Source organism: Rhizobium sp. NPDC092011 (assembly GCF_044756305.1).
In the GTDB taxonomy this organism is placed as follows: Bacteria; Pseudomonadota; Alphaproteobacteria; order Rhizobiales; family Rhizobiaceae; genus Rhizobium.
Window position 1 is genome coordinate 237140 of the sequence record NZ_JBIVSO010000006.1, and the last position, 21535, is coordinate 258674.

Sequence of the window (21535 nt, forward strand, 5' to 3'; positions counted from 1 at the left end):
TGGGTAAAAATAATAGGCCGCCCTGAAAGGGGCGGCCTTTTCGTTTCGCCGAATTCAATACGTAAGTATTATCTTACGCGATACTCAATTGCTTGTCCTTGCCAGCCCGCAGGGCAAGGACGCCCCAGCCGACGAGCAGAATAATGGCTGCGGCATAGATATCGGCCGCCTCAACAAATCCAAGCGCCTTCGACAGGAAGCCCGCGACTATGGCGGGCACGCTGAAGGCAAGGTAGCTTTCGATGTAGAAAGCCGAGAGAAGGCCGGCACGTTCGTCGGGCTTGGCCAGTGGCATGATGCTGCGCACCGTGCCGAGAAAGGTCGCGCCGAAGCCGGAGCCGGCGATGACCGTTCCTGCAGCAAGGATCGATACTTCGGCCGTATGCACGCCGACAATCACGGTCAATACGCCAAGCGTCATGCTCGATATGCCGAACTTCATCGCCGTGGCGGCGGATCTTTTGCGCAGGAGAAACACTGCCGTAGCGCCGCTTATGGTCAAAGCGGCGACCACGGAGCCGCCGACAAGCGGCATCGTGCTGCCGGTCGTCGCACTGACCAGTGAAGGCACCAGCGACAGATAGAAACCACCGAGCGCCCAGACGGCAACGTTGATCGGCGTCAGCGCCAGCAAAGTACGGCGCACCTGTTGGGGCACCGCCACTTCCGGCTTCAGCGATGCAAGCAGCCCGGCGCGGCGCTGCGTCGTCTCCGGCACCAACCACAAAAGCACCGCTTGAAGCGCCAGCAGAGCAAGCGTGACGATATAGACGAGCAGCATCGGCGCGGGCGCGAATTGAACCAGCAGGCTCGTGGCCAGTGCGCCGACAGCCATGCCGGCAAGCGGGGCGAGGCTGTTGGTAATCGAGCCTTTGATCGGATCGAGATCGACAAGGGCAGCCCCGATGGAACTGGCCGCCGCGCCTGTTGCCAGGCCTTGCACGATACGGGCCGCAATCAGCCAATTCGGGCCCTCAGCCATTAAAAATAGCACCATCGCCACCATATTGAGGAGGATCGATGCGAAGATGACAGGGCGCCGGCCAAGATGATCGGAGATCGAACCGACGATCAGCAGTGCGAAGAGGAGGGCGAAGGCATAGACGGCGAAGATGACCGTGATCAGCACCGGCGAGAAGGCGAAGGTCTGTTGGTAGAGCCGATAGAGCGGCGTCGGTGCGGATGAGGCGGCAAAGAACAGCGCGCTGGTCGCGGCATAGTAGAAGGGCGCAAGACGTCTGGCCGGAGAAATCGGCGCGCTAGCAGTGGAAACGGGCTCAGTCATCGACTATATCCTGACTTAAAGCTAAAAGATTGCGTTAGGCGGATATAGGGTGCCTGACGCACAAAAGCAAATAATTTGCGTTAGTCGGTGTCGAATTGTGCACCACTGCCCGCAAAAGCGAAAGATTGGCAAAGGCTTATGAGCCACAGAGAGAATCCTCGTCCGGGTGGGCGCAGCGCCAGAGTACAGGCGGCGGTTCATCAATCCGTCCGCGACATACTTGCAACGATGGATCGCACCGATGTGACAATCCCTTTGATCGCACAGCGCGCCAATGTCACGCCATCGACCATCTACCGTCGCTGGGGCGATCTGCAGGAGCTTCTGGCCGATGTGGCCGCTGCGCGCCTGCGGCCGGAGAGCGAGCCTCCCAGAATCGGCACCGCCCGCGAGGATCTGGAGTCATGGATCGAGCAATATGCCGACGAGATGGCGTCCGGTGTCGGACGGCAGATGCTGCGCGACATTCTTTCCTCGGTCGACGGCACCAGTGTCGAAAAGTGCCGCTGTTATATGCAGCAGCAACTTGCCGTTCTCATTGCGCGGGCGGAGAAGTCCGGAGAGCCTTTTCCTGACCTGGAAGAGCTGATGGATCATGTCATCTCGCCGATCATATACCGCATCCTTTTCGATTGCCCGCTCGGTGAGGATTACGTTCGCGAACTGATCGCGAAGGTGATGCAGAAACTCCAAGGGTAGATCGTCGCTACAGAATCCGACGCGGCACCCAAAATCCACGAAGTCCATTGCCGGCGTCTCGGATCGGGCTGCTCGCAACTGAAGAACAAGAAAATCGGTACACGCACGAATAGGTTGCCATATCCGCGGAATTATCTTGGGATATGGACGCTCGAGCGGGGCGATGGGCCAATTTGCTGTTGAAAAATAAGACAAAAGATGATGCTAATCATCATAAGTGAATTCAACGGCAACGCGAAGGGGACTGCTCAATGCTTAATGAATTCAAGGCATTTATCGCCCGAGGCAATGTCATGGATCTCGCAGTCGGCGTGATCATCGGCGGTGCTTTCGGCGGCATCGTCAAATCGCTGGTTGACGATATCATCATGCCGATTGTCGGTGCCATTTTCGGCGGCTTCGATTTCTCGAACTACTTCGTCGGTCTTTCCTCGGCCGTCAACGCGCCGACGCTGGCCGCCGCCCGCGCCCAGGGCGCAGTTTTCGCCTACGGCAACTTCATCACCGTCCTCATCAACTTCCTGATCCTTGCCTGGATTATCTTCCTGATGGTCAAGGGCGTGAATAAGCTGCAGAGCCAGGTTGCGCGTAAGGAAGAGAAGGCCGCCGAGGCAGCGCCTCCGCCCGCTGACGTTCAGCTGCTGACGGAAATCCGCGATCTTCTCGCGAAACGCTGATAGGATTGGCTCCACGTTTTTGAAAGCCTCGGTCCCGCAAGGGCCGGGGCTTTATTCATCACGGAAATCGATCGGTCGCTAAGGCAAAGTCATGGGATTTGTCCGCCGCTCTGCTTTATGAAGGCAGAAACCGGAGATTCTGCATGTCGATACTGAATAGCCTCAGCCCGCGCGCGCTCGCAGCCCCCGAAAGCGGCATCGTCGAAGTGGTGAACTATGCCCGTGGCCGTGATGGCCTGCTGCCGCTCTGGGTCGGCGAGGGCGATCTGCCGACGCCCGATTTCATCAATCGCGCCGCTATGGCCTCGCTCAATGCCGGCGAAACCTTCTACACATGGCAGCGGGGCATTCCGGAACTGCGTCAGGCGCTGGCAGACTATTACGGCAGGCATTTCGGCACTTCGTTGCCGATGGAGAATTTCTATGTCGTCGGCTCCGGCATGCAGGCGATTCAGCTTTCCGTGCAGGCGATCACCTCGCCCGGCGACGAGATGGTCTATCTGACACCCGCTTGGCCGAACATCGCCGCCGCTCTCGAAATTGCCGGCGCGCGCTCGGTCGGCGTGCCGCTGCAGTTCGAAAACGGCAAATGGACGCTCGATCTCGGACGCCTGGAAGCGGCAATCACTCCGAAGACCAAGGGCCTGTTCATCAATACGCCATCCAACCCGACAGGCTGGACGGCTACCCATCAGGACCTCCGGGATATTCTGGCCCTGGCGCGCAAGCATAGCCTCTGGATCATGGCCGATGAAATCTACGCGCTCTACTATTATGCCGGTGGCCGCGCGCCGAGCTTCCTGGATGTGAAAGAAGCCGACGACAAGATCCTCTTCGTCAACTCCTTCTCGAAAAACTGGTCGATGACCGGCTGGCGTGTCGGCTGGATCGTCGCCCCGGCCGAGCTTGGACAGGTGCTCGAGAACCTTGTGCAGTATTCGACCTCAGGCGTCGCGCAGTTCATGCAGAGGGGTGCGGTCGCCGCTTTGAACGAAGGTGATGATTTCGTTCGCTCCAACATCGCCAAGGCGACCCGCTCGCGCGACATTCTCTGCGATGCGTTGATTGCGACCAATCGCGTACACACGCTGAAGCCCGATGGCGCGCTCTATTCCTTCCTGAAGATCGACGGCGTCACCGACAGCCGCAAGGCTGCCCTCGATATTGTCGACAAGACCGGCGTCGGCCTGGCGCCTGGAACGGCTTTCGGGCAGGGCGGCGAGCTCTTCATGCGCGCCTGCTTCCTGCGTGATCCGGTGAAGATTGCCGACGCAGCGGAGCGTTTGAGCCGGTATATTCAAGGACTGTAAGCCTTTCGCTTCGGCGTGGGTCGGTGTCGGTCAAAGAACCTTTATTTGCCGCGCTTCCGTCCCCCTCTGCCACCGTCGTGACAGAGGGGCATGCCCCTCCGGCAGCCCAACGGTTGCCGTCGTAAAGCCGGTCGATAGAATGCAATCGATCCGCGAAAGAATGCCCTAACCATTCCGGCAATCTTCCCTGTCCCACCACCCGCTTTTAATCAAATTGGCAAGGGACGACGCGCCATATATCGCCAACAAGACTTGGCGGGGACGCGAAGAATGACGGTGTTGGTGACTGGCGGAGCCGGCTATATCGGCAGCCATATGGTCTGGAAATTGCTGGATGCGGGCGAGAAAGTGGTGGTCATCGATCGCCTCTCCACCGGTTTCCGTTGGGCAGTTCCGCCCGCCGCCCGCTTCTATCTCGGCGATATCGCCGATGAAGCACTGCTGTGTCAGATCTTCGCCGAAAACGATATCGACGCCATCATCCACTTTGCCGGTTCTGCCGTCGTCCCAACATCGATCGAAGATCCTCTTTCCTATTACGAGAACAACACCGGCAAGACGCGCATTCTGATGAGCGCTGCGGTCAAGGCTGGAATCCGTCATTTCGTCTTCTCCTCCACCGCTGCCGTCTATGGCCCGCAGCCGGTGGATAGGCCGGTCAGCGAGGACGCATTGCCACGGCCGGAATCCCCTTACGGCCAGTCGAAGCTGATGTCGGAACTGATGCTGCGCGATGCCGCTGCGGCGTACGATTTCAGCTATGTGGCGCTGCGCTATTTCAACGTTGCCGGTGCTGACCCGGAAGGGCGCGCCGGCCAATCGAACGAGGGTGCCACCCATCTCGTCAAGGTCGCCTGCGAGGCCGCACTGGGTCGCCGCCGCCAGGTGAATATCTACGGAACGGACTATCAGACCCATGATGGCACCGGCGTTCGCGACTATATTCATGTCAGCGATCTTGCCGAGGCACATCTCCAGGCACTCCGGCATCTGCGCGGCGGCGGTCAGTCACTGGTTGCCAATTGCGGTTATGGCGTCGGTTATTCCGTGCTCGATGTGCTGAACATGGTCATGCGCGTGCATGGTCGCGCGTTCCGCATTCATATCGCGCCACGCCGGCCCGGCGATGCTGCCAGCGTCGTGGCAGATGCAACGCTTGCGCATAGGGAATTGGGCTGGGTCCCGAAATACAATAGCCTCGAAACGATCGTGCGCTCGTCGCTGGATTGGGAGTTTCGTCTCGCTCAGCGCATAGAATTCGATGGTGGCGAACCGCAGTCGTTGTTCGCAGCTCAAGGCGCCTGATATCGGAGATTGGCGTTCTTAGCCCTCGGTGTTTCTCCAGGGGCCGAGAAAGGCCGGCGCGTTCCGGCGCACGGCTTCCATCAGGAAATCGATGACGGTGCGCACGCGCGGTGATTGGCGCAGGTCGCGATGGCAGGTGATCCAGTAATGGCGCCGGAGATCGACCTCCTGCGGCAGCACGACCTGCAGATCCGGATGCTTGCCGGCGATGAAAAACGGCAGCACGCAAAGCCCGAGGCCGCTCTTTGCCGCCGTCAACTGTGCAAATATGCTCGAACTCTGGAATTGCGGCCTGATGCGCGGATGGACATGGCCGAGATAATCCAGACCCGGCGCAAAGATCATGTCTTCTATATAGCCGATGAAAGCAAAGGCGGGCAGGTTGTCACGGCTTTCAATCGGTGGGTGGCGAGCGAGATAGTCCCGGGATCCATAGACCTGCAGATGATAGTCGGTCAGCTTCTCGGTGAAATAGGGGCCGGCCTTCGGCGGGTCGAGCACGACGACGATATCGGCCTCCTTGCGTGAGAGCGACATGATCTGCTGAATGGTGATCAGCTCCAGCGAAATGTTCGGGTGCTTGGCGGTGAACTCCGGCAGTATGCCGGTGAAGAAGAAGTTGGAAAAACCCTCCGGCGCACTGATGCGCACCACGCCGCGCTGTGCCGCTGATCCGGCTGAGAGATCGGCCTGGAGACGCTCGGTCTCCTGCTCCATGCGCTCGGCGGTGTCGATGAAACGCTGGCCCATGGTCGTCAGCATGTAGCCGCGCGGATTGCGCTCGAAGAGTTTGACTTTCAAGGAGAATTCCAGCCGGTCGATGCGACGGGAAACGGTGGCGTGGCTGGTGCGGAGCTGCCGGGCGGCCGTTGAGAGCTGCCCGGTTCGCGCCACCGCGAGGAAGAATTGCAGATCGTCCCAGGTGAAGTGCGGCGCGTGCTTCATGCTTCTCCTTCTGTTCAAAATTGAACAGACCTTGTTTGGAATTAGTTCCAATCGCGACTTGCGTCAACGCGTGAATTCCGTGATCCTGCTTGCAAGGGAAAGTCGTTTCGACGAATTCGGCTCGCCAATTTTGAACAGATTCGTTTTTGCCAAATCTCTGGGAGGAGAAGATATGCGAAAGAGTCTTATTGCATCCCTGGCTTTTCTGCTTGCAACGAGCACCGCGGCTTTTGCCGCCGGACCAGCCAACGGTTTCGTAAAAATAGGTATCCTGAACGATCAGTCCGGCGTCTATGCCGACTTCGGCGGCAAATCGTCCGTGGAAGCCGCCAAAATGGCGGCTGAGGATTTTGGCGGCAAGGTTCTCGGCGTGCCGATCGAGATCATCGATGCCGACCACCAGAACAAACCTGACATCGCATCCAACATCGCCCGCCAGTGGTACGATCAGGATCATGTCGACGCGATCATGGAGCTGACGACCTCGTCGGTGGCGCTTGCCGTGCAGGCCGTCGCCAAGGAGAAGAAGAAGATCGACATCGTCACGGGCGCGGCGACCTCGGATCTCACGGGCAAGCAATGCTCGCCCTACGGCTTCCATTGGGCCTATGACACGCACGCGCTTGCCGTCGGCACCGGCGGAGCACTGGTCAAGCAGGGCGGGGACACCTGGTTCTTCCTGACCGCCGACTATGCCTTCGGCTATTCGCTCGAACAGCAGACCGGCGATTTCGTCAAAGCGAGCGGCGGCAAGATCCTGGGTTCCGTCCGCCACCCGCTGTCGACCAATGATTTCTCGTCCTTCCTGTTGCAGGCCCAATCGTCGGGCGCCAAGGTCATCGGCCTTGCCAATGCCGGGCTCGACACGTCAAACGCCATCAAACAGGCCTCCGAATTCGGCATCACCCAGGGCGGCCAGCACCTGGCAGCGCTCCTCTTTACGCTCGCTGAAGTTCATGGCCTCGGATTGCAGGCAGCTCAAGGCCTGACGCTGACGGAAGGCTACTACTGGAACCTCGACGACAAGAGCCGCGAATTCGGCAAGCGCTTCTTTGCCCGCACCGGCAAGATGCCGAACATGATCCACGCCGGCACCTATTCCGCCGTGCTGCAATATCTGAAGGCGGTTCAGAAGGCCGGAACCGATGATACCGAGGCCGTCGCCAAGGAATTGCATGAAATGCCGGTGGACGATTTCTTTGGTCGTGGCGGCACGGTCGGCGCCAACGGCCGCATGATCCACGACATGTATCTGCTTCAGGTCAAAAAGCCCGAAGAGAGCAAAGAGCCGTGGGACTACTATAACGTGCTGGCGACGATCCCTGGCAAGGAAGCCTATATCGATCCGGCCAAGAGCGGCTGCGACCTCGTCAAGCAATAGGGGCTGCAACCGGCCTATGACGATCCCCGCGACAGAAGAATATGAGAAGCCTCGGGTGGTTTTGTCCGCCCGAGGGCTACGCCGGGATTTCGGCGGCTTCACGGCCGTCAAGAATGTCGATCTCGACGTGCATCATGCCCGCGTCCACGCGTTGATCGGCCCGAACGGCGCCGGCAAGACAACGGTGTTCAACCTGCTGACCAAGTTTCTGCAGCCGACGCATGGCACCATCATGCTGCTCGACACCGACATAACCCGCACGAAACCCGACAAGGTCGCCCGAATGGGGCTTGTGCGTTCCTTCCAGATCTCGGCTGTCTTTCCGCATCTGACGGTGCTGGATAATGTTCGCATCGCGCTGCAGCGGCCGAACAATCTCGCGCACCAATTCTGGCGGCCGATCTCTGTACTCGATAGCCTCAATGCTCGCGCCGAACAGCTGATCGCCTCCGTCGGTCTCTCGAAGGAGCGCAATGCCATCGCAGCCGATCTCTCCTATGGCCGCAAGCGCGTGCTGGAGATCGCAACGACGCTCGCGCTCGATCCGAAGGTGCTGCTGCTCGACGAGCCGATGGCCGGCATGGGGCTGGAGGATGTGAACACGGTTTCCGCCATCATCCGCGATGTGGCGCGCGACAGGGCTGTGCTGATGGTGGAGCACAATCTCTCCGTCGTTGCCGATATCTGTCACCATGTCACGGTGCTTCAGCGCGGTGAGATCCTGGCCCAGGGCGATTATGCGACGGTGAGCCGCGACCCGCGCGTGCGGGAAGCCTATATGGGCACGGAGGAGGCTTGACGATGGCGCCGCTTCTGGATGTTCAGGGCCTCAATGCCTGGTATGGCGAAAGCCATATCCTGCATGGCGTCGATATGCAGGTGGGCGAGGGGGAGACCGTCACCATCCTCGGCCGCAACGGTGTCGGCAAGACGACGACGTTGCGCACCATCGTCGGCATCGTTCGCGCCCGCAAGGGCAGGATCGCCTTTGCCGGCAAGGACATGATGCAGGTGCCGCTGCACAGAACCGCGCATCAGGGTATCGGCTTCGTGCCGGAAGAGCGCGGCATCTTCTCGACGCTCAGCGTCTATGAAAATCTGATGCTGCCGCCGGTCGTCGCCGCGGGCGGCATGACGCTCGACGAGATCTTCGAGCTGTTTCCCAATCTGCATGAGCGGCGCAACAGCGTCGGCACCAAACTTTCCGGTGGTGAGCAGCAGATGCTTGCCATGGCCCGCATCCTGCGCACCGGCGTCCGCATGCTGCTGCTTGACGAGCCTACGGAGGGCCTTGCTCCCGTCATCGTCCAGCGTATCGGCGAAGTCCTGCAAAAGCTGAAAGGCCGGGGCATGACCATATTGCTCGTCGAGCAGAACTTCCGTTTCGCCAGCCGCATCGCCGATCGTTTCTACCTGATGGATCATGGTCAGATGGTTTCGGAGTTTCCAGTCGGCGAGCTGTCCGGGCGCATGGATATGCTGCACAAGGTTCTGGGGGTCTGAGCCATGACGACAATATTCGGCATCCCCGCCCAGGCGCTTCTCGGCCAATTGCTGATCGGCCTCATCAACGGCTCCTTTTATGCGCTGCTGAGCCTTGGCCTCGCGATCATCTTCGGCATGTTGCGGGTGATCAATTTCGCCCATGGCGCCCTCTATATGCTCGGCGCCTTCACCGCCTATCTGCTGCTGGCCTATGCCGGCATCGGCTATTGGCCGGCTCTGATCGTCGCGCCGCTGATCGTCGGGATATTCGGTGCGGCCGTCGAGCGGCTGTGCCTGCGTCAGCTCTATAGGATCGACCCGCTCTACAGCTTGCTTTTCACCTTCGGCATGGCGCTGACCATCGAGGGCACGTTCCGCTATCTCTACGGCTCCTCCGGCCAACCCTATGCCGTTCCGACGGCATTGGCGGGTGCCAAGAATATCGGCTTCATGTTCCTGCCCGTCTATCGCGGCTGGGTGGTCATCGTTTCGCTGGTCATCTGCATCGGCACATGGTTGCTGATCGAGAAGACCAAGCTCGGCGCCTATCTGCGCGCGGCGACGGAAAATTCCACGCTCGTCCAGGTTTTTGGCGTCAATGTCCCGGTGCTGCTGACGCTCACCTATGGCTTCGGCGTGGCGCTCGCTGCCTTTGCCGGCGTGCTTGCCGCGCCGATCTATCAGGTCTCGCCGCTGATGGGATCGAACATGATCATCATCGTTTTCGCCGTTGTCGTCGTCGGCGGCATGGGGTCGATCATGGGCGCGATCGTGACGGGTTACATGCTCGGGGTCGCCGAGGGTCTGACCAAGGTTTTCTACCCGGAAGCCTCCAACATCGTCATCTTCGTCATCATGGCGATCGTGCTGCTCATAAGGCCGGCAGGCCTCTTCGGTCGGGATGCGTGATATGGCTGGATTGATCACATTTAAACCGAAGACGGAGCAGGCGCTCTCGGCACAGAAGCTGTTGCTGGTTCTCGGCCTCGTCGGGTTGATCTGGGCACCGTTCTTCATCTATCCGATTTTCGTCATGAAGGTGCTGTGCTTCGCGCTGTTCGCCTGCGCCTTCAATCTTTTGCTCGGCTATGCCGGCCTGCTGTCCTTCGGCCATGCCACCTTCTTCGGCGGCGCCGCCTATTTCACGGCCTACACGGTGAAGGAATGGGGCGTCCCGCCCGAACTCGGCATCCTGATCGGCGTCGCCGGTGCGGCGTTGCTCGGTCTGGTCATGGGTTTCGTCGCCATCCGCCGGCAGGGCATCTATTTCGCCATGATCACGCTGGCGCTCTCTTACATGTTCTATTTCTTCTGCCTGCAGGCGAAGTTCACGCAGGGCGAGGACGGCATTCAGTCGGTGCCGCGCGGCTATCTTTTCGGCATCCTCGATCTCAACAACTCCTTCAACATGTACTACTTCGTCCTCGCCGTGTTTCTGATCGGCGTGCTGATCACCTGGCGTTTCATCAATTCGCCTTTCGGCATGATCCTGAAATCGATCCGTGAGAACGAGCAGCGAGCCGTCTCGCTCGGCTACTCCGTCGCGCATTACAAGCTCGGCGCTTTCGTGATGTCGGCGGCGCTGGCCGGGCTCGCAGGTGCGGTCAAGGCGCTGGTCTTCCAGTTCGCGACGCTCACCGATGTTGCCTGGCAGATGTCCGGAGAGGTGATCCTCATGACTTTGCTCGGCGGCATCGGCACGCTGATCGGCCCGATTTTCGGAGCGGGGTTCGTGGCGACGCTGGAAAACTATCTTGCGACCTCGGAATTCCCGGTCACCATCATCACCGGCATCGTCTTCATGGTTTGCGTCCTCCTCTTCCGCCGCGGCGTCATCGGCGAATTTTATGCCTCGCGGCTGGGACGCAAACTGGGCTTTGAATATCGGCGCTGACTATCACCTTCCTTCTCCCCGTCCTGAGCTTGTCGAAGGGGCGGGGAGAAGGTGCCCGAAGGGCGGATGAGGGGCCCGTACGGGCTCCCAGCAAATAGAGAGTTTGCCGGACCTTTCTGCCCCTCACCCTAACCCTCTCCCAGTACGCGGGGCGAGGGGACGACAGAGTTTTTGGAATGGATCGCTTCGACTACATCATCATCGGCGCCGGCAGTGCCGGGTGCGTGCTGGCCAACCGGCTTTCGGCCGACCGAAACAACCGCGTGCTGCTCCTGGAAGCCGGCGGCAATGACAATTACCACTGGATCCACATTCCGGTCGGCTATCTCTATTGCATCAACAATCCCCGTACCGACTGGTGCTTCACCACGTCTCCGGAAACGGGCCTGAACGGGCGGTCTCTGAACTATCCGCGCGGCAAGGTTCTCGGCGGCTGTTCTTCGATCAACGGCATGATCTACATGCGCGGCCAGGCGCGCGACTACGATCTGTGGCGTCAGCTGGGTTGTGCCGGATGGGGCTGGGACGACGTGCTGCCCTATTTCATCAGGTCCGAGGATCATTACCGCGGCAAGGACGAGATGCATGGCGCCGGCGGCGAGTGGCGGGTTGAGAAGGCGCGCGTGCGCTGGGCCGTGCTAGATGCTTTCCAGGCCGCCGCCAAGGAGGCCGGCATCCCGGAGACTGCGGATTTCAATCGCGGCAACAATGAAGGGTCTGGTTATTTCGACGTCAACCAGCGCTCCGGCATTCGCTGGAACACCACGAAGGCCTTTCTGCGACCGGCCATGAAGCGCAGCAATCTGACGGTCTATACCAAGGCGCAGGTCCGCCGCCTGATCGTCGAGGGCGATGCGGTCACTGGCGTCGAATTCCAGCATGACGGAGTGGCGAAACGCGCCTACGCGAACAAGGAGACGGTGCTGTCGGCCGGCTCCATCGGCTCACCGCATATTCTCGAACTCTCGGGCATCGGCCATGGCGACGTGTTGAGCACGGCCGGCATCGAGGTCGTGCGCGAGGTCAGGTCCGTCGGCGAAAATCTGCAAGACCACTTGCAGCTTCGTCTGGCCTACAAAGTAACGGGCGTTCCTACGCTGAACGAGAAGGCGACAAGCCTCATCGGCAAGGCGGCAATCGGCCTTGAATATCTGGTCCGCCGCTCGGGTCCGATGGCGATGGCGCCGAGCCAACTCGGCATCTTCACGCGCTCTGGACCGGACAAGGAAACGCCGGATCTGCAATATCATGTGCAGCCGGTCTCGCTCGACAAGTTCGGCGATCCGGTCCATCCCTTTCCGGCCATCACCGCCAGCGTCTGCAATCTGAGGCCCGAAAGCCGTGGTTCGGTGCATGTACGCAGTCCCGATTTCGCCATGCAGCCGGCCATCAGCCCGAATTATCTCTCGGCTCAACGGGATCGGGAGATCGCCGCGCGCTCCATTCGTCTGACTCGGCGGATCGTGGCGCAACCCTCGTTTGCCCGCTTCAGGCCGGAGGAATTCAAGCCAGGGCCTGCCTATGAGACGGATGCGGATCTGGAGCGGGCGGCGGGCGATATCGGCACGACGATTTTCCATCCCGTCGGCACGTGCCGCATGGGCGGGGACGCACAGAGCGTCGTCGATCCTCGCCTGCGGCTGCGGGCATTGGCACGGCTGCGCATCGCCGACGCCTCCGTCATGCCGTCGATTACATCGGGCAATACCAATTCGCCAACCATCATGATCGCCGAAAAGGCGGCCGAGATGATCCTCGCCGATAACGGGTGAAAGCCCATTGATGAGTACAAGTCCCGGGGAAGAGCGCAGCGGCTTTCCGTTCGGAATTGGGTTAGGACAAGGAACCAGAGCGGCGCGGCGGCTCCATGAGAGAGACGAAGACCGTTCCGGCAGTAAGGACAGGAGATTTGCATGAATAGTACGGACGAGGTGATCATCGAGCGGCGCGGATCGGCCGGTATCGTCAGGCTCAATCGCCCGAAGGCGCTGAACAGCCTGACATTGCCGATGGTGCGCGCCATCGCGTCGGCATTGGAGGATTTCGCTGCCAATCCCGCGATTGCAAGCGTCATCGTCATGGGCGAGGGGGAACGCGGCCTGTGCGCCGGCGGCGATATCCGCCTGCTGCACCAGAGCGGCAAGGAAGGTTCCGGGGAAGCGGAAACCTTCTGGCGCGAGGAGTTCCTGCTCAATCATGCCATCTCGCGCTATCCAAAACCCTATGTGGTGCTGATGGATGGCATCACCATGGGTGGCGGCGTCGGCCTTTCGGCACATGGTAGCCATCGCGTCGTCACCGAGCGCACCCGGCTTGCCATGCCCGAAACCGGCATCGGCTATTTCCCCGATGTCGGCGCCACCTGGCGGCTGCCGCGTGCGCCCGGCGAGGCAGGCACCTGGATGGGGCTGACCGGCCTTACCGTCGACGCTGCCGATGCGATCCATGCCGGCTTTGCCGACCATTGCGTGGCATCCGCGCAGCTGCCATCGCTTGTGGACGCGATTGCGGTGCTGCCGGCTGGCACCTCTGCCGCAGATGTGCACGCGCTGATCCGGACGTTGGCGTCTGACGCAGGCGCCAGCCGGCTTGCCGAAAACCGCGATGTGATCGACCGTGCCTTTGCAGGCGATACCGTCGAAGGTATCCTGCAGGCATTGTCCGGTGAGTCGGGAGAGTTTGCTGCCGAAGCCGCCGGTGTCATAGCCGGCCGCTCGCCCACCAGCCTGAAGCTGACGCTTCGGCTGCTGCGGGCGGGAAGAGCGAGCGCGAGCCTGGCCGAATGCCTCGATCGCGAACTCGGCGCCTGCCTGGGCATATTGCACAATCACGACTTCTACGAAGGCGTGCGCGCTGCGGTCATCGACAAGGACCGCAATCCGAAATGGTCTCCGGCCAGCCTTGGCGAAGTCACCGCGGATAATGTCGACCGCTTTTTCGTGCCGCCGCAGCCACCGCTTTTCGCGAGCTAGGGCGGCTCGATCCATCACCGAATCTCTGAACCGCACTATCTCATCGCTTTGGCAATTCCGGACGAAAACCTGCTCCGCAGCCAACCGGAATTGCACCAACGGATCATGGAGGAAAACATCATGACACGGATCGCTTTCATCGGCCTCGGCAATATGGGAGGGCCGATGGCCGCCAATCTGGTCAAGGCCGGGCACGCCGTCATCGGTTTCGATCTTTCGCATGACACGCTCAAGGCGGCCGAGGCTACCGGCGTCAAACCGGCGAATGTGTTGACCGAGGCTCTGGCCGACGCCGAAGCCGTCGTGACGATGCTGCCGAAAGGCCAGCATGTCCTCACCGTCTGGACGGATATTCTGCGTTCCGTGCCAAAGGGGACCCTGCTGATCGACAGCTCCACCATCGATGTCGATAGCGCTCGCAAGGCACATGCTATGGCCGTCGATGCCGGCTGCCTTTCTCTCGACGCGCCGGTTTCCGGCGGCACGGGTGGCGCTGCGGCGGGAACGCTGACCTTCATGGCCGGCGGTTCCAGCGAGAGTTTTGCGGCTGCAAAGCCCCTGCTTGATATCATGGGCAAAAAGATCGTCCATTGCGGCGACGCGGGCGCCGGCCAGGCCGCAAAGATCTGCAATAACATGATCCTCGGCATTTCCATGATCGGCGTCTGCGAAGCTTTCGTGCTCGGCGAAAAGCTCGGTCTCTCGCATCAGGCTCTCTTCGATGTCGCCTCGACCTCCTCCGGCCAGTGCTGGTCGATCAATACCTATTGCCCAGTACCCGGCCCTGTTCCGACCTCGCCCGCCAATAACGACTACAAGCCGGGCTTTGCGGCCGCTCTGATGCTGAAGGATCTGCGCCTGTCTCAGGAAGCGGCTCTTTCCAGCGGCGCTTCGACCCCTCTCGGCGCTGAGGCGGCGCAGCTCTATGCGCTATTCGAAAAGCTCGGTAACGGCGGCCGCGATTTCTCGGCGATCATCGAGATGTTTCGCGAAGCGAAGTGACGATTACCGGTGCGAGATTGCCTCGCACCCCAGCCCTCTTTCCGTTGCGGGGAGAGGGTTTGGGGCTCTTTGAAAGTCGCGGCTCCAAAGAACAATCCAGATTTATCGCCACATGCCACGCATGCGCGCACCGACATCGACGCGCACCTCTCGCGCCCGAATGGCGGCCGCGCTTTCGGCGCGCCCCTGCGGCCAGCCGCAAACTTCGAAAAACTGCAGCAGCGTTGCCGGAATGAAGCGCGTGCGCGAGGCAAAGACATGCTTGTCGCCCTGCGCATGCTGACCATGCACGAAGAAGCGCTGGGGAATGACGAGATCAAGATTGTCCTTGGCCCGGGTCATGGCGACATAGAGCAGCCGTCTCTCCTCTTCGATTTCGGCGGACGATCCGACAGCGAGATCGGCGGGGATGCAGCCGTCAACAGCGTTGAGGATGAAGACTTTCGTCCACTCCTGCCCCTTGGCGGAATGGATGGTCGACAGGATCAGATAGTCCTCGTCGAGCAGTGGCACGCCTGCCTGATCGCTGGTGGCGTCAGGCGGATCGAGCGTCAACTCGGTGAGAAAGCGCTCGCGCGAGCCGTAGCCCGCTGCGATCTGCTCGAGCTGGATGAGATCCGCCAGCCGTGTCGACGCATCTTCGTGTGTTCGCTCCAGATGCGGTTCGTACCATTGCCGCACCAAGGCGATTTCCGCCGGCCAGCCGGCTTTGCCGCTTTTGACCTCCCGCATCGTATCGACGAAAGCGGTCCAGTCGTCGCCCGTACGCGGCGGCGGCGGCAATTCCGTCAGCGCCGTGATCGGGCTTGCCTCTTCGCCGATCTGGTCGAGCACACGCTGCGCGGTCGAGGGGCCGACGCCGGGCAGGAGCTGCATCAGGCGGAAGCCGGCAACGCGGTCGCGCGGGTTCTGGGCGAAACGCAAAGCCGCCAGCATGTCCTTGACATGGGCGCTGTCGAGGAACTTCAGGCCGCCGAACTTGACGAAGGGAATGTTGCGTCGGGTAAGCTCCACTTCCAGCGGGCCGCTATGGCTTGAGGTGCGAAACAGCACGGCCTGCTGCTTCAGCCTTGCACCGCCCTCGCGATTTTCCAGCACCTGATCGGCGATGTAACGCGCCTGATCGGCCTCGTCGCGCACCGTCACCAGCCGCGGCCGCTCCGCGCTCTGCCGCTCGGTGCGCAGGTTCTTGGTGAAGCGTTCCGAGGCAAGATCGATCACGGCATTGGCTGCAGCCAGAATTGGCTGCGTCGAGCGATAATTGCGGTCGAGCGTGACGATATCGGCCGAGGGCGTGAAGGCCTTGGGGAAGTCGAGAATATTGCGCACGGTCGCGGCGCGGAAGGAGTAGATCGATTGCGCATCGTCTCCGACGACGGTCAATCCCCGCCCATCGGGCTTGAGTGCGAGCAGGATGGAGGATTGTAGCCGGTTGGTGTCCTGATACTCGTCGACAAGCACGTGATCGAAGCGGCTGCCGATATCCTCGGCGATCAGCGGCTCCTGCAGCATATGCGCCCAGTAGAGCAGCAAGTCGTCGTAATCGAGCACATTCTGCACCTGCTTCGCCTCGACATAACAGGCGAAGAGATCGCGCAGCTGCTGCTCCCACATGGCGCACCAGGGGAAGTAGTCCTTCAGCACGCCGCCGAGCGGCGCTTCCGCATTAACGGAGCGAGAGTAGATAGCTAGGCATGTCGCCTTGGTCGGGAAACGGCTCTCGGTCTTCGAAAAGCCGAGGTCATGGCGCGCAAGGTTCAGCAGGTCGGCGCTGTCTTCCCTGTCGTGGATCGTGAAGGCCGGATCGATGCCGATCTGCTCGGCATAGTCCCGCAGCAGGCGGGCGCCGATGCCGTGAAACGTGCCTGTCCAGGCAAGCGCATCGGCGGTAATGCCTGCATTCGTGCCCAGCACCTCGCGGCAGATCCGCTCGACGCGACGGCCCATCTCAGCTGCAGCCCGGCGCGAAAAGGTCATTAGCAGGATGCGGCGCGGATCGGCGCCCTTGACGATGAGATGCGCCACGCGATGGGCAAGCGTGTTCGTCTTGCCGGAGCCGGCACCGGCGATGACGAGCAATGGCCCGGCGACATGGCCGTCGCCCCCGGTCGTGCCATGCTCCACTGCCAGCCGCTGCTCCGGGTTCAGCTTTTCCAGATAGGCGGCGGTCATGAATTCTCCTGAATGTGCCGGATGAAGAATGGCCAGGCGCAATCTGCAACGAATCGCAAGCGCGACAATATATGAACGTTCTATGGATGTTCCGAATCGCTGAAGACTGTCAAGGTTGGCGGCAGCCGCACGCAGATGTGACCTCTGGCGCAATAAACTTATCCGGATTTGGTCAGGCTAGGCTCGAAAATGACTTTCTTCGTACTTATTTAACATTTTGGCGCGGTATTTTGAGTGTTGGGCTGGTAGTGCGTAACATGAAGGTCTCAGGGCATGAACGAAACGATCGCCACTAGGCTGCGTCTGCCTAGCGGGCTGGTGGCTTTGTCCGACGGGCGCTTTGCGCTGTTGGAGATGGATGCCAGCCGCCGCTGCCTGAAGATTTTCGACACAAGCGGCGCGTATCGCGAGGTCAGCCGGATCGGCGGCAGCCCAAGTGGAATCGCGCTCGATGGGGACGGATGCTTCTGGATAGCTGACGGCCCGGAAAACTCGCTCCTCAGACTTTCGCCCCAGGGGCGCGTGCTGCAGGTGATCGAAGGCAGCGCGGATGGCCCGTTTCTTCATCCAAATGCGCTCGCTTTCGGACCGGACGGCCTGCTTTACATGACCGATTCCGGCATTCGTCTCGAGGATCTGCTCGAAGGCGGCCATATTCATCCCGATTTCTTCAAGGCCGCCTACAATGGCTGTGTCTATCAGATCGACCCCGCAGAGGGGCGCGTCATCAGGGTTCTGGCAGCCGGCCTGCTTCTGGCAAGCGGCATAGCTTTCGGTTCCGATGGCCTGCTTTATTATAGCGAGACACTGACCGGAAAGATCCACCGGCAGATCATCGGCGGCCGGCAGGAGCTATTCGTCCAGTCGATGACATCGCCGGCCATAAATGTCCTGCGCGGGCCGGCCGGTCTCGCGTTCGATCGTAGCGGCGTGCTCTATTGCGCGATGTATGGTCTTGGTGAAATTCTGCTCGTCGATGGCGATGGTAAAATGGCTGGTCACATTCGGACGAACGGTACGAGGCCGAGCAATATCGCGTTTACGATCGATGGCAAACATCTGCTCGTCAGCGAGCAAGAAAACGATGTCGTCGAGAAGATAACGGCGCCGCGTCCCGGGTTGCCGCTGCACATGCCGTCCATTTCGTAGAACGGCCCCATTTCTCGGAGCGGTTGGCGGACATGCCCGGCGGCCGGGCATGTCGTGTTCTGTCGATTGGCCGCTTATTCCGCGGCAGGGATCTGCTTGTTACCCTTGCCCGACTTGCCGTCCGTCGATGTGGTATCGTTGGCGGCAGGCTTGGCATGGCGACGACGCCAGTCGCCGAGGAAGAGCAGGATCGGCGCGGCGATGAAGACCGACGAGGCGCCGGCGACGAGGATGCCGAACACCATCGGGATCGCGAAGCTGGAGACGGCGCTGCCGCCCCAGATTGCCATCGGCACCAGCGCCAGGAAGGCGGTGGCGTTGGTATACAGGCTTCGCGCCAGGGTCTCGTTGATCGATCTGTCGATGATCTCGCGCAATGGCATCGACTTGTAGAGCCGCATGTTTTCGCGCATGCGGTCGTAGACCACGACCTTGTCGTTCACCGAATATCCCACAAGTGTCAGGATCGCAGCGATGGCCGTCAGGTTGAAGTCGAGGCCGGTGATCGCAAAGAAGCCGATCGCCTTAGTGACGTCGAGTATCAAGGTAACGATAGCGCCGACCGCGAACGGCCATTCGAAGCGATACCAGATGTAGAACAGCATCGCGAGGCTGGCGATCACGACCGACAGGATGCCGGCCTGGGCAAGTTCGCCCGAAACCTTCGGCCCGATGACGTCGGTGCCTTCGATGGTCGCGGTCGGGTCGATCTTGACGATTTCCGCCTTGAGCTTGGTCACGGCCGCCGTTTGCGCCTCTTCGCCGCCGTCCTGACGCTGGGCGCGGACAAGCATGCTGTTGTTGTCGCCGAAGGACTGCAGTGCGATTTCGCCGAGGCCGAGCGTATTCAGACCCTCGCGGAACGTTGACAAGTCCGTCGCGTCCTTGGTCTTGACCGACATCTGAATGCCGCCGCGGAAGTCGACGCCGTAGTTGAGGCCCGGATGGAAGAACAGCACCACCGAGGCGAGCGACAGGATCGCCGAGACGGTAATGCCAAAGAAGCGGGCCTTCATGAACTGGATGTGCTTGTCATAGGGGCTGAAGGGGATCAGCGGCCTGATGTTGAGCACCTTCAGCTTGCGGCGACGGGTGATGGCGATCATCACGACACGCACGAAGGCGACGGATGTGAACATCGAGATAATGAGGCCGAGACCCATGGTCACGGCAAAGCCGCGAACCGGGCCGGAGCCGAAGTAGAACAGGATGGCGGCCGCGATCAGAGCCGTCATGTTGCCGTCGATAATCGTCGAATAGGCCTTCCGGAAGCCGTTATCGATGGCGGCGAAGGCGCTCTGGCCCTTGCGGGTTTCTTCGCGGATACGCTCGTTGATGAGAACGTTGGCGTCAACAGCAAGACCGATACCGAGGACGACACCGGCGATACCGGGCAGCGTCAGCGTGGCGCCGACCAGTGTCAGGGCCGAGAAGGTCAGGACGGTGTGGATGAGGAGCGCAACATTCGCGAGGATACCCCAGGAGCCGTAGAGTACGAAGATGAAGGCGGCAACCAGGACGAAGCCTACCAGGCCGCTATAGATGCCCTTCTGGATCGCATCGGCGCCGAGGTCGGCACCGACTGTGCGTTCTTCGATGACAGTCAGCTTGGCGGGCAGGGCGCCTGCGCGCAGCAGGGCTGCCAGCGTGGTGGCGCTGTCGGCGGTGAAGTTGCCGGAGATCTGGCCGGAACCGCCGGTGATCGGCTCGCGGATATTCGGCGCGCTCAGCACCTTGTTGTCGAGGACGATGGCGAAGGGCTTGCCGACATTTTCGCGGGTGATTTCCGCAAAGCGGTTGGCACCGGCGCTGTCGAAGCGGAATGTGACGAGTGGTTCATGCGTGTTGGGGTCGAAGCTGACGCGAGCGTCCGTCAAGCGGTCGCCCGACAGTTCGATGCGGTCGAGCACCGGATAGCTGTTGCCCTGCTCGTCCTTCATGATCGTGACGCCGGGGCCGGGATTGTTCGGATCGACATTGTCGGCCAGCAGATGGAAGGACATCTTCGCGGTCGAACCAAGAAGTTCGCGCAGACGCGACGGGTCCTGCGCGCCCGGAAGCTGCACGAGAACGCGGTTCGGGCCGACGCGCTGGATGGTCGGCTCGGCGACGCCGACCTGGTCGACGCGCTTGCGGATGACTTCAAGGCTCTGCTGAACGGCGGAATCGACGTTGGCTGAAATACCCGCCTGCGAGAAGGACATGGCGATCGTTGCGCCATTCGGGTTGATCGTCAGGTCGGACTGGCCGGCGGAAAGGCCCGACGTGACCGTGTTGGCCAGCGTCTGCAACTGCGTGACCGCCGCACCGCTCTGCGTGGGATCGGTCAGCGTTACCACCACCTGATTGCCGTTGCGGATGATCGAGCGGGTCAGGATGTTCTTGTCGCGCAGCACGCGACGCGAATCCTGCTGCAGGGACTGCAGCCGGCCGTTGGTCAGGTCCTTCTCATCGACTTCGAGGACGAGATAGGAGCCGCCGCGAAGGTCGAGCCCGAGCGGAACCTGGCTATGCGGCAGCCAAGATGGGACTTTCTCGAGGGCCGACTGCGGAAGTACGTTCGGCAAGGCAATGAGAAAGCCAAGCACGATGATCACTGAATATAGTGCCACCAGCCATGGTGAAGTGCGCATGGGTATTATCCTTGGAAATACGCTGATGCCAGCGGCCGGACCGCTGGCGCAATTAGGTCATGTCGGAGATGCGCGCGTTGGCGCGAAGGCTCAGGCGAAACTGGCCGGGGGTGCGCGGGCAAGATAGGCGCGGGAATGAGCGGACTTGAGCCGCGATACGATTGCATGGCCGCTCGGCTGCCAAGGTCTGGCGATAAGCTCGAGCGAGGGAATTGATGCGGGCGTTGCCGGACCGATATCGTGCCAGGTCGCTTTCGGCGTCAAAAGCCGGTCGGCGACGACGATGCCGCGAATGGGATCGCGGATGGAAAGATAAAGCGGCTGGTTATCCTTGCCGGAGGAAAGCGCCTCTGCATCCGCCCGGGTGGCAAGGTTGATGCCACCGCCAAGCGCCAACCCGATATAGGCGAAGAAGGCAACGAACAGCGAGGCAATCACGCGCGCTCCGGCGCGGTGCGTCCTGTCGTCTCTATCTTCGCTGTCGGCGGCGCCGAATTCGAGTGGGCTCAACGGTCAGAAATGCCTTCTTTCCTTTGCCGGCGCGAACTCCGGCGGTTCGGTCATGATATCAGGGCGCCTCGCGCCTTCATAGAGCGACCTTTGTGCTTCCTTTCGGAAGCACAAAG

18 protein-coding genes are annotated in these 21535 nt (G+C 60.9%); 13 read left to right on the forward strand and 5 right to left on the reverse strand.

The window, feature by feature from the left end:
• Positions 1-73: 73 nt before the first annotated feature.
• Positions 74-1285 carry an MFS transporter gene (locus tag ACIQJ2_RS23950; RefSeq protein WP_400677491.1) on the reverse strand — a complete coding sequence of 404 codons (1212 nt, stop codon included), beginning with the start codon at positions 1283-1285 and terminating at the stop codon, positions 74-76.
• Positions 1286-1423: 138 nt separating this feature from the next.
• On the opposite strand from ACIQJ2_RS23950, the gene ACIQJ2_RS23955 reads away from it, so the two are divergent.
• The 4 genes from ACIQJ2_RS23955 to galE all read left to right on the forward strand — a co-directional run bounded on the left by ACIQJ2_RS23955 (position 1424) and on the right by galE (position 5276).
• Complete coding sequence (locus tag ACIQJ2_RS23955; RefSeq protein WP_400677494.1) at positions 1424-1984, forward strand: TetR/AcrR family transcriptional regulator C-terminal ligand-binding domain-containing protein; 561 nt, start codon at positions 1424-1426, stop codon at positions 1982-1984.
• 251 nt (positions 1985-2235) lie between these two features.
• Positions 2236-2661, forward strand: coding sequence for a large conductance mechanosensitive channel protein MscL (gene mscL / locus ACIQJ2_RS23960; RefSeq protein ID WP_184709357.1), 426 nt, complete (start codon positions 2236-2238; stop codon positions 2659-2661).
• A 143-nt stretch (positions 2662-2804) separates the two neighbouring features.
• Positions 2805-3971, forward strand: coding sequence for a pyridoxal phosphate-dependent aminotransferase (locus tag ACIQJ2_RS23965; protein ID WP_400677498.1), 1167 nt, complete (start codon positions 2805-2807; stop codon positions 3969-3971).
• 270 nt (positions 3972-4241) lie between these two features.
• Positions 4242-5276: a UDP-glucose 4-epimerase GalE gene (galE, locus tag ACIQJ2_RS23970; RefSeq protein WP_400677500.1), complete on the forward strand. Its 1035-nt coding sequence runs from the start codon at positions 4242-4244 to the stop codon at positions 5274-5276.
• An 18-nt stretch (positions 5277-5294) separates the two neighbouring features.
• Here galE and ACIQJ2_RS23975 read toward each other — a convergent pair whose 3' ends face one another.
• The gene (locus ACIQJ2_RS23975; RefSeq protein ID WP_400677502.1) at positions 5295-6221 is read right to left on the reverse strand and encodes a LysR family transcriptional regulator; all 927 of its coding nucleotides are present in this window, start codon (positions 6219-6221) and stop codon (positions 5295-5297) included.
• A 172-nt stretch (positions 6222-6393) separates the two neighbouring features.
• Between ACIQJ2_RS23975 and ACIQJ2_RS23980 the strand changes: the two genes are divergently transcribed.
• The 8 genes from ACIQJ2_RS23980 to mmsB all read left to right on the forward strand — a co-directional run bounded on the left by ACIQJ2_RS23980 (position 6394) and on the right by mmsB (position 14955).
• Positions 6394-7602, forward strand: a complete 1209-nt coding sequence (locus tag ACIQJ2_RS23980; RefSeq protein WP_400677504.1) for an ABC transporter substrate-binding protein — start codon at positions 6394-6396, stop codon at positions 7600-7602.
• Between the two features lie 16 nt (positions 7603-7618).
• A complete protein-coding gene (locus tag ACIQJ2_RS23985; protein ID WP_400677507.1) occupies positions 7619-8401 on the forward strand; it encodes an ABC transporter ATP-binding protein in 783 nt (260 codons plus the stop codon).
• 2 nt (positions 8402-8403) lie between these two features.
• Positions 8404-9105 carry an ABC transporter ATP-binding protein gene (locus tag ACIQJ2_RS23990; RefSeq protein WP_400677509.1) on the forward strand — a complete coding sequence of 234 codons (702 nt, stop codon included), beginning with the start codon at positions 8404-8406 and terminating at the stop codon, positions 9103-9105.
• 3 nt (positions 9106-9108) lie between these two features.
• Entirely contained in the window at positions 9109-9996 is an 888-nt protein-coding gene (locus ACIQJ2_RS23995; protein WP_400677512.1) for a branched-chain amino acid ABC transporter permease, read from the forward strand.
• 1 nt (position 9997) lies between these two features.
• On the forward strand, positions 9998-10981 hold the full coding sequence (locus ACIQJ2_RS24000) for a branched-chain amino acid ABC transporter permease (protein WP_400677515.1): 984 nt from the start codon (positions 9998-10000) through the stop codon (positions 10979-10981).
• 176 nt (positions 10982-11157) lie between these two features.
• Entirely contained in the window at positions 11158-12753 is a 1596-nt protein-coding gene (locus ACIQJ2_RS24005) for a GMC family oxidoreductase (protein ID WP_400677517.1), read from the forward strand.
• 141 nt (positions 12754-12894) lie between these two features.
• On the forward strand, positions 12895-13953 hold the full coding sequence (locus tag ACIQJ2_RS24010; RefSeq protein ID WP_400677519.1) for an enoyl-CoA hydratase/isomerase family protein: 1059 nt from the start codon (positions 12895-12897) through the stop codon (positions 13951-13953).
• 120 nt (positions 13954-14073) lie between these two features.
• The gene (gene mmsB / locus ACIQJ2_RS24015; protein WP_400677521.1) at positions 14074-14955 is read left to right on the forward strand and encodes a 3-hydroxyisobutyrate dehydrogenase; all 882 of its coding nucleotides are present in this window, start codon (positions 14074-14076) and stop codon (positions 14953-14955) included.
• Positions 14956-15057: 102 nt separating this feature from the next.
• On the opposite strand, the gene ACIQJ2_RS24020 is transcribed toward mmsB, so the two are convergent.
• A complete protein-coding gene (locus ACIQJ2_RS24020) occupies positions 15058-17127 on the reverse strand; it encodes an ATP-dependent helicase (RefSeq protein ID WP_400677524.1) in 2070 nt (689 codons plus the stop codon).
• A 273-nt stretch (positions 17128-17400) separates the two neighbouring features.
• Between ACIQJ2_RS24020 and ACIQJ2_RS24025 the strand changes: the two genes are divergently transcribed.
• Positions 17401-18276: an SMP-30/gluconolactonase/LRE family protein gene (locus tag ACIQJ2_RS24025; protein WP_400677526.1), complete on the forward strand. Its 876-nt coding sequence runs from the start codon at positions 17401-17403 to the stop codon at positions 18274-18276.
• A gap of 74 nt (positions 18277-18350) precedes the next feature.
• Here the strand turns inward: ACIQJ2_RS24025 and secD are convergent, their stop codons facing one another.
• Together secD and ACIQJ2_RS24035 are read right to left on the reverse strand one after the other, a co-directional pair.
• Complete coding sequence (gene secD, locus ACIQJ2_RS24030) at positions 18351-20909, reverse strand: protein translocase subunit SecD (protein ID WP_400746614.1); 2559 nt, start codon at positions 20907-20909, stop codon at positions 18351-18353.
• A gap of 90 nt (positions 20910-20999) precedes the next feature.
• Positions 21000-21419 (reverse strand): hypothetical protein, encoded by a 420-nt coding sequence (locus tag ACIQJ2_RS24035; RefSeq protein WP_199149740.1) that lies wholly within the window; start codon positions 21417-21419, stop codon positions 21000-21002.
• Positions 21420-21535 lie beyond the last annotated feature (116 nt).

Excerpts from the sequence above, each read along its gene's own strand:
- ACIQJ2_RS23950 (WP_400677491.1), bottom strand. The coding sequence starts at position 1,285 with ATGACTGAGCCCGTTTCCACTGCTAGCGCGCCGATTTCTCCGGCCAGA.
- ACIQJ2_RS23955 (WP_400677494.1), top strand. The coding sequence starts at position 1,424 with ATGAGCCACAGAGAGAATCCTCGTCCGGGTGGGCGCAGCGCCAGAGTA.
- mscL (WP_184709357.1), top strand. The coding sequence starts at position 2,236 with ATGCTTAATGAATTCAAGGCATTTATCGCCCGAGGCAATGTCATGGAT.
- ACIQJ2_RS23965 (WP_400677498.1), top strand. The coding sequence starts at position 2,805 with ATGTCGATACTGAATAGCCTCAGCCCGCGCGCGCTCGCAGCCCCCGAA.
- galE (WP_400677500.1), top strand. The coding sequence starts at position 4,242 with ATGACGGTGTTGGTGACTGGCGGAGCCGGCTATATCGGCAGCCATATG.
- ACIQJ2_RS23975 (WP_400677502.1), bottom strand. The coding sequence starts at position 6,221 with ATGAAGCACGCGCCGCACTTCACCTGGGACGATCTGCAATTCTTCCTC.
- ACIQJ2_RS23980 (WP_400677504.1), top strand. The coding sequence starts at position 6,394 with ATGCGAAAGAGTCTTATTGCATCCCTGGCTTTTCTGCTTGCAACGAGC.
- ACIQJ2_RS23985 (WP_400677507.1), top strand. The coding sequence starts at position 7,619 with ATGACGATCCCCGCGACAGAAGAATATGAGAAGCCTCGGGTGGTTTTG.
- ACIQJ2_RS23990 (WP_400677509.1), top strand. The coding sequence starts at position 8,404 with ATGGCGCCGCTTCTGGATGTTCAGGGCCTCAATGCCTGGTATGGCGAA.
- ACIQJ2_RS23995 (WP_400677512.1), top strand. The coding sequence starts at position 9,109 with ATGACGACAATATTCGGCATCCCCGCCCAGGCGCTTCTCGGCCAATTG.
- ACIQJ2_RS24000 (WP_400677515.1), top strand. The coding sequence starts at position 9,998 with ATGGCTGGATTGATCACATTTAAACCGAAGACGGAGCAGGCGCTCTCG.
- ACIQJ2_RS24005 (WP_400677517.1), top strand. The coding sequence starts at position 11,158 with ATGGATCGCTTCGACTACATCATCATCGGCGCCGGCAGTGCCGGGTGC.
- ACIQJ2_RS24010 (WP_400677519.1), top strand. The coding sequence starts at position 12,895 with ATGAATAGTACGGACGAGGTGATCATCGAGCGGCGCGGATCGGCCGGT.
- mmsB (WP_400677521.1), top strand. The coding sequence starts at position 14,074 with ATGACACGGATCGCTTTCATCGGCCTCGGCAATATGGGAGGGCCGATG.
- ACIQJ2_RS24020 (WP_400677524.1), bottom strand. The coding sequence starts at position 17,127 with ATGACCGCCGCCTATCTGGAAAAGCTGAACCCGGAGCAGCGGCTGGCA.
- ACIQJ2_RS24025 (WP_400677526.1), top strand. The coding sequence starts at position 17,401 with ATGAACGAAACGATCGCCACTAGGCTGCGTCTGCCTAGCGGGCTGGTG.
- secD (WP_400746614.1), bottom strand. The coding sequence starts at position 20,909 with ATGCGCACTTCACCATGGCTGGTGGCACTATATTCAGTGATCATCGTG.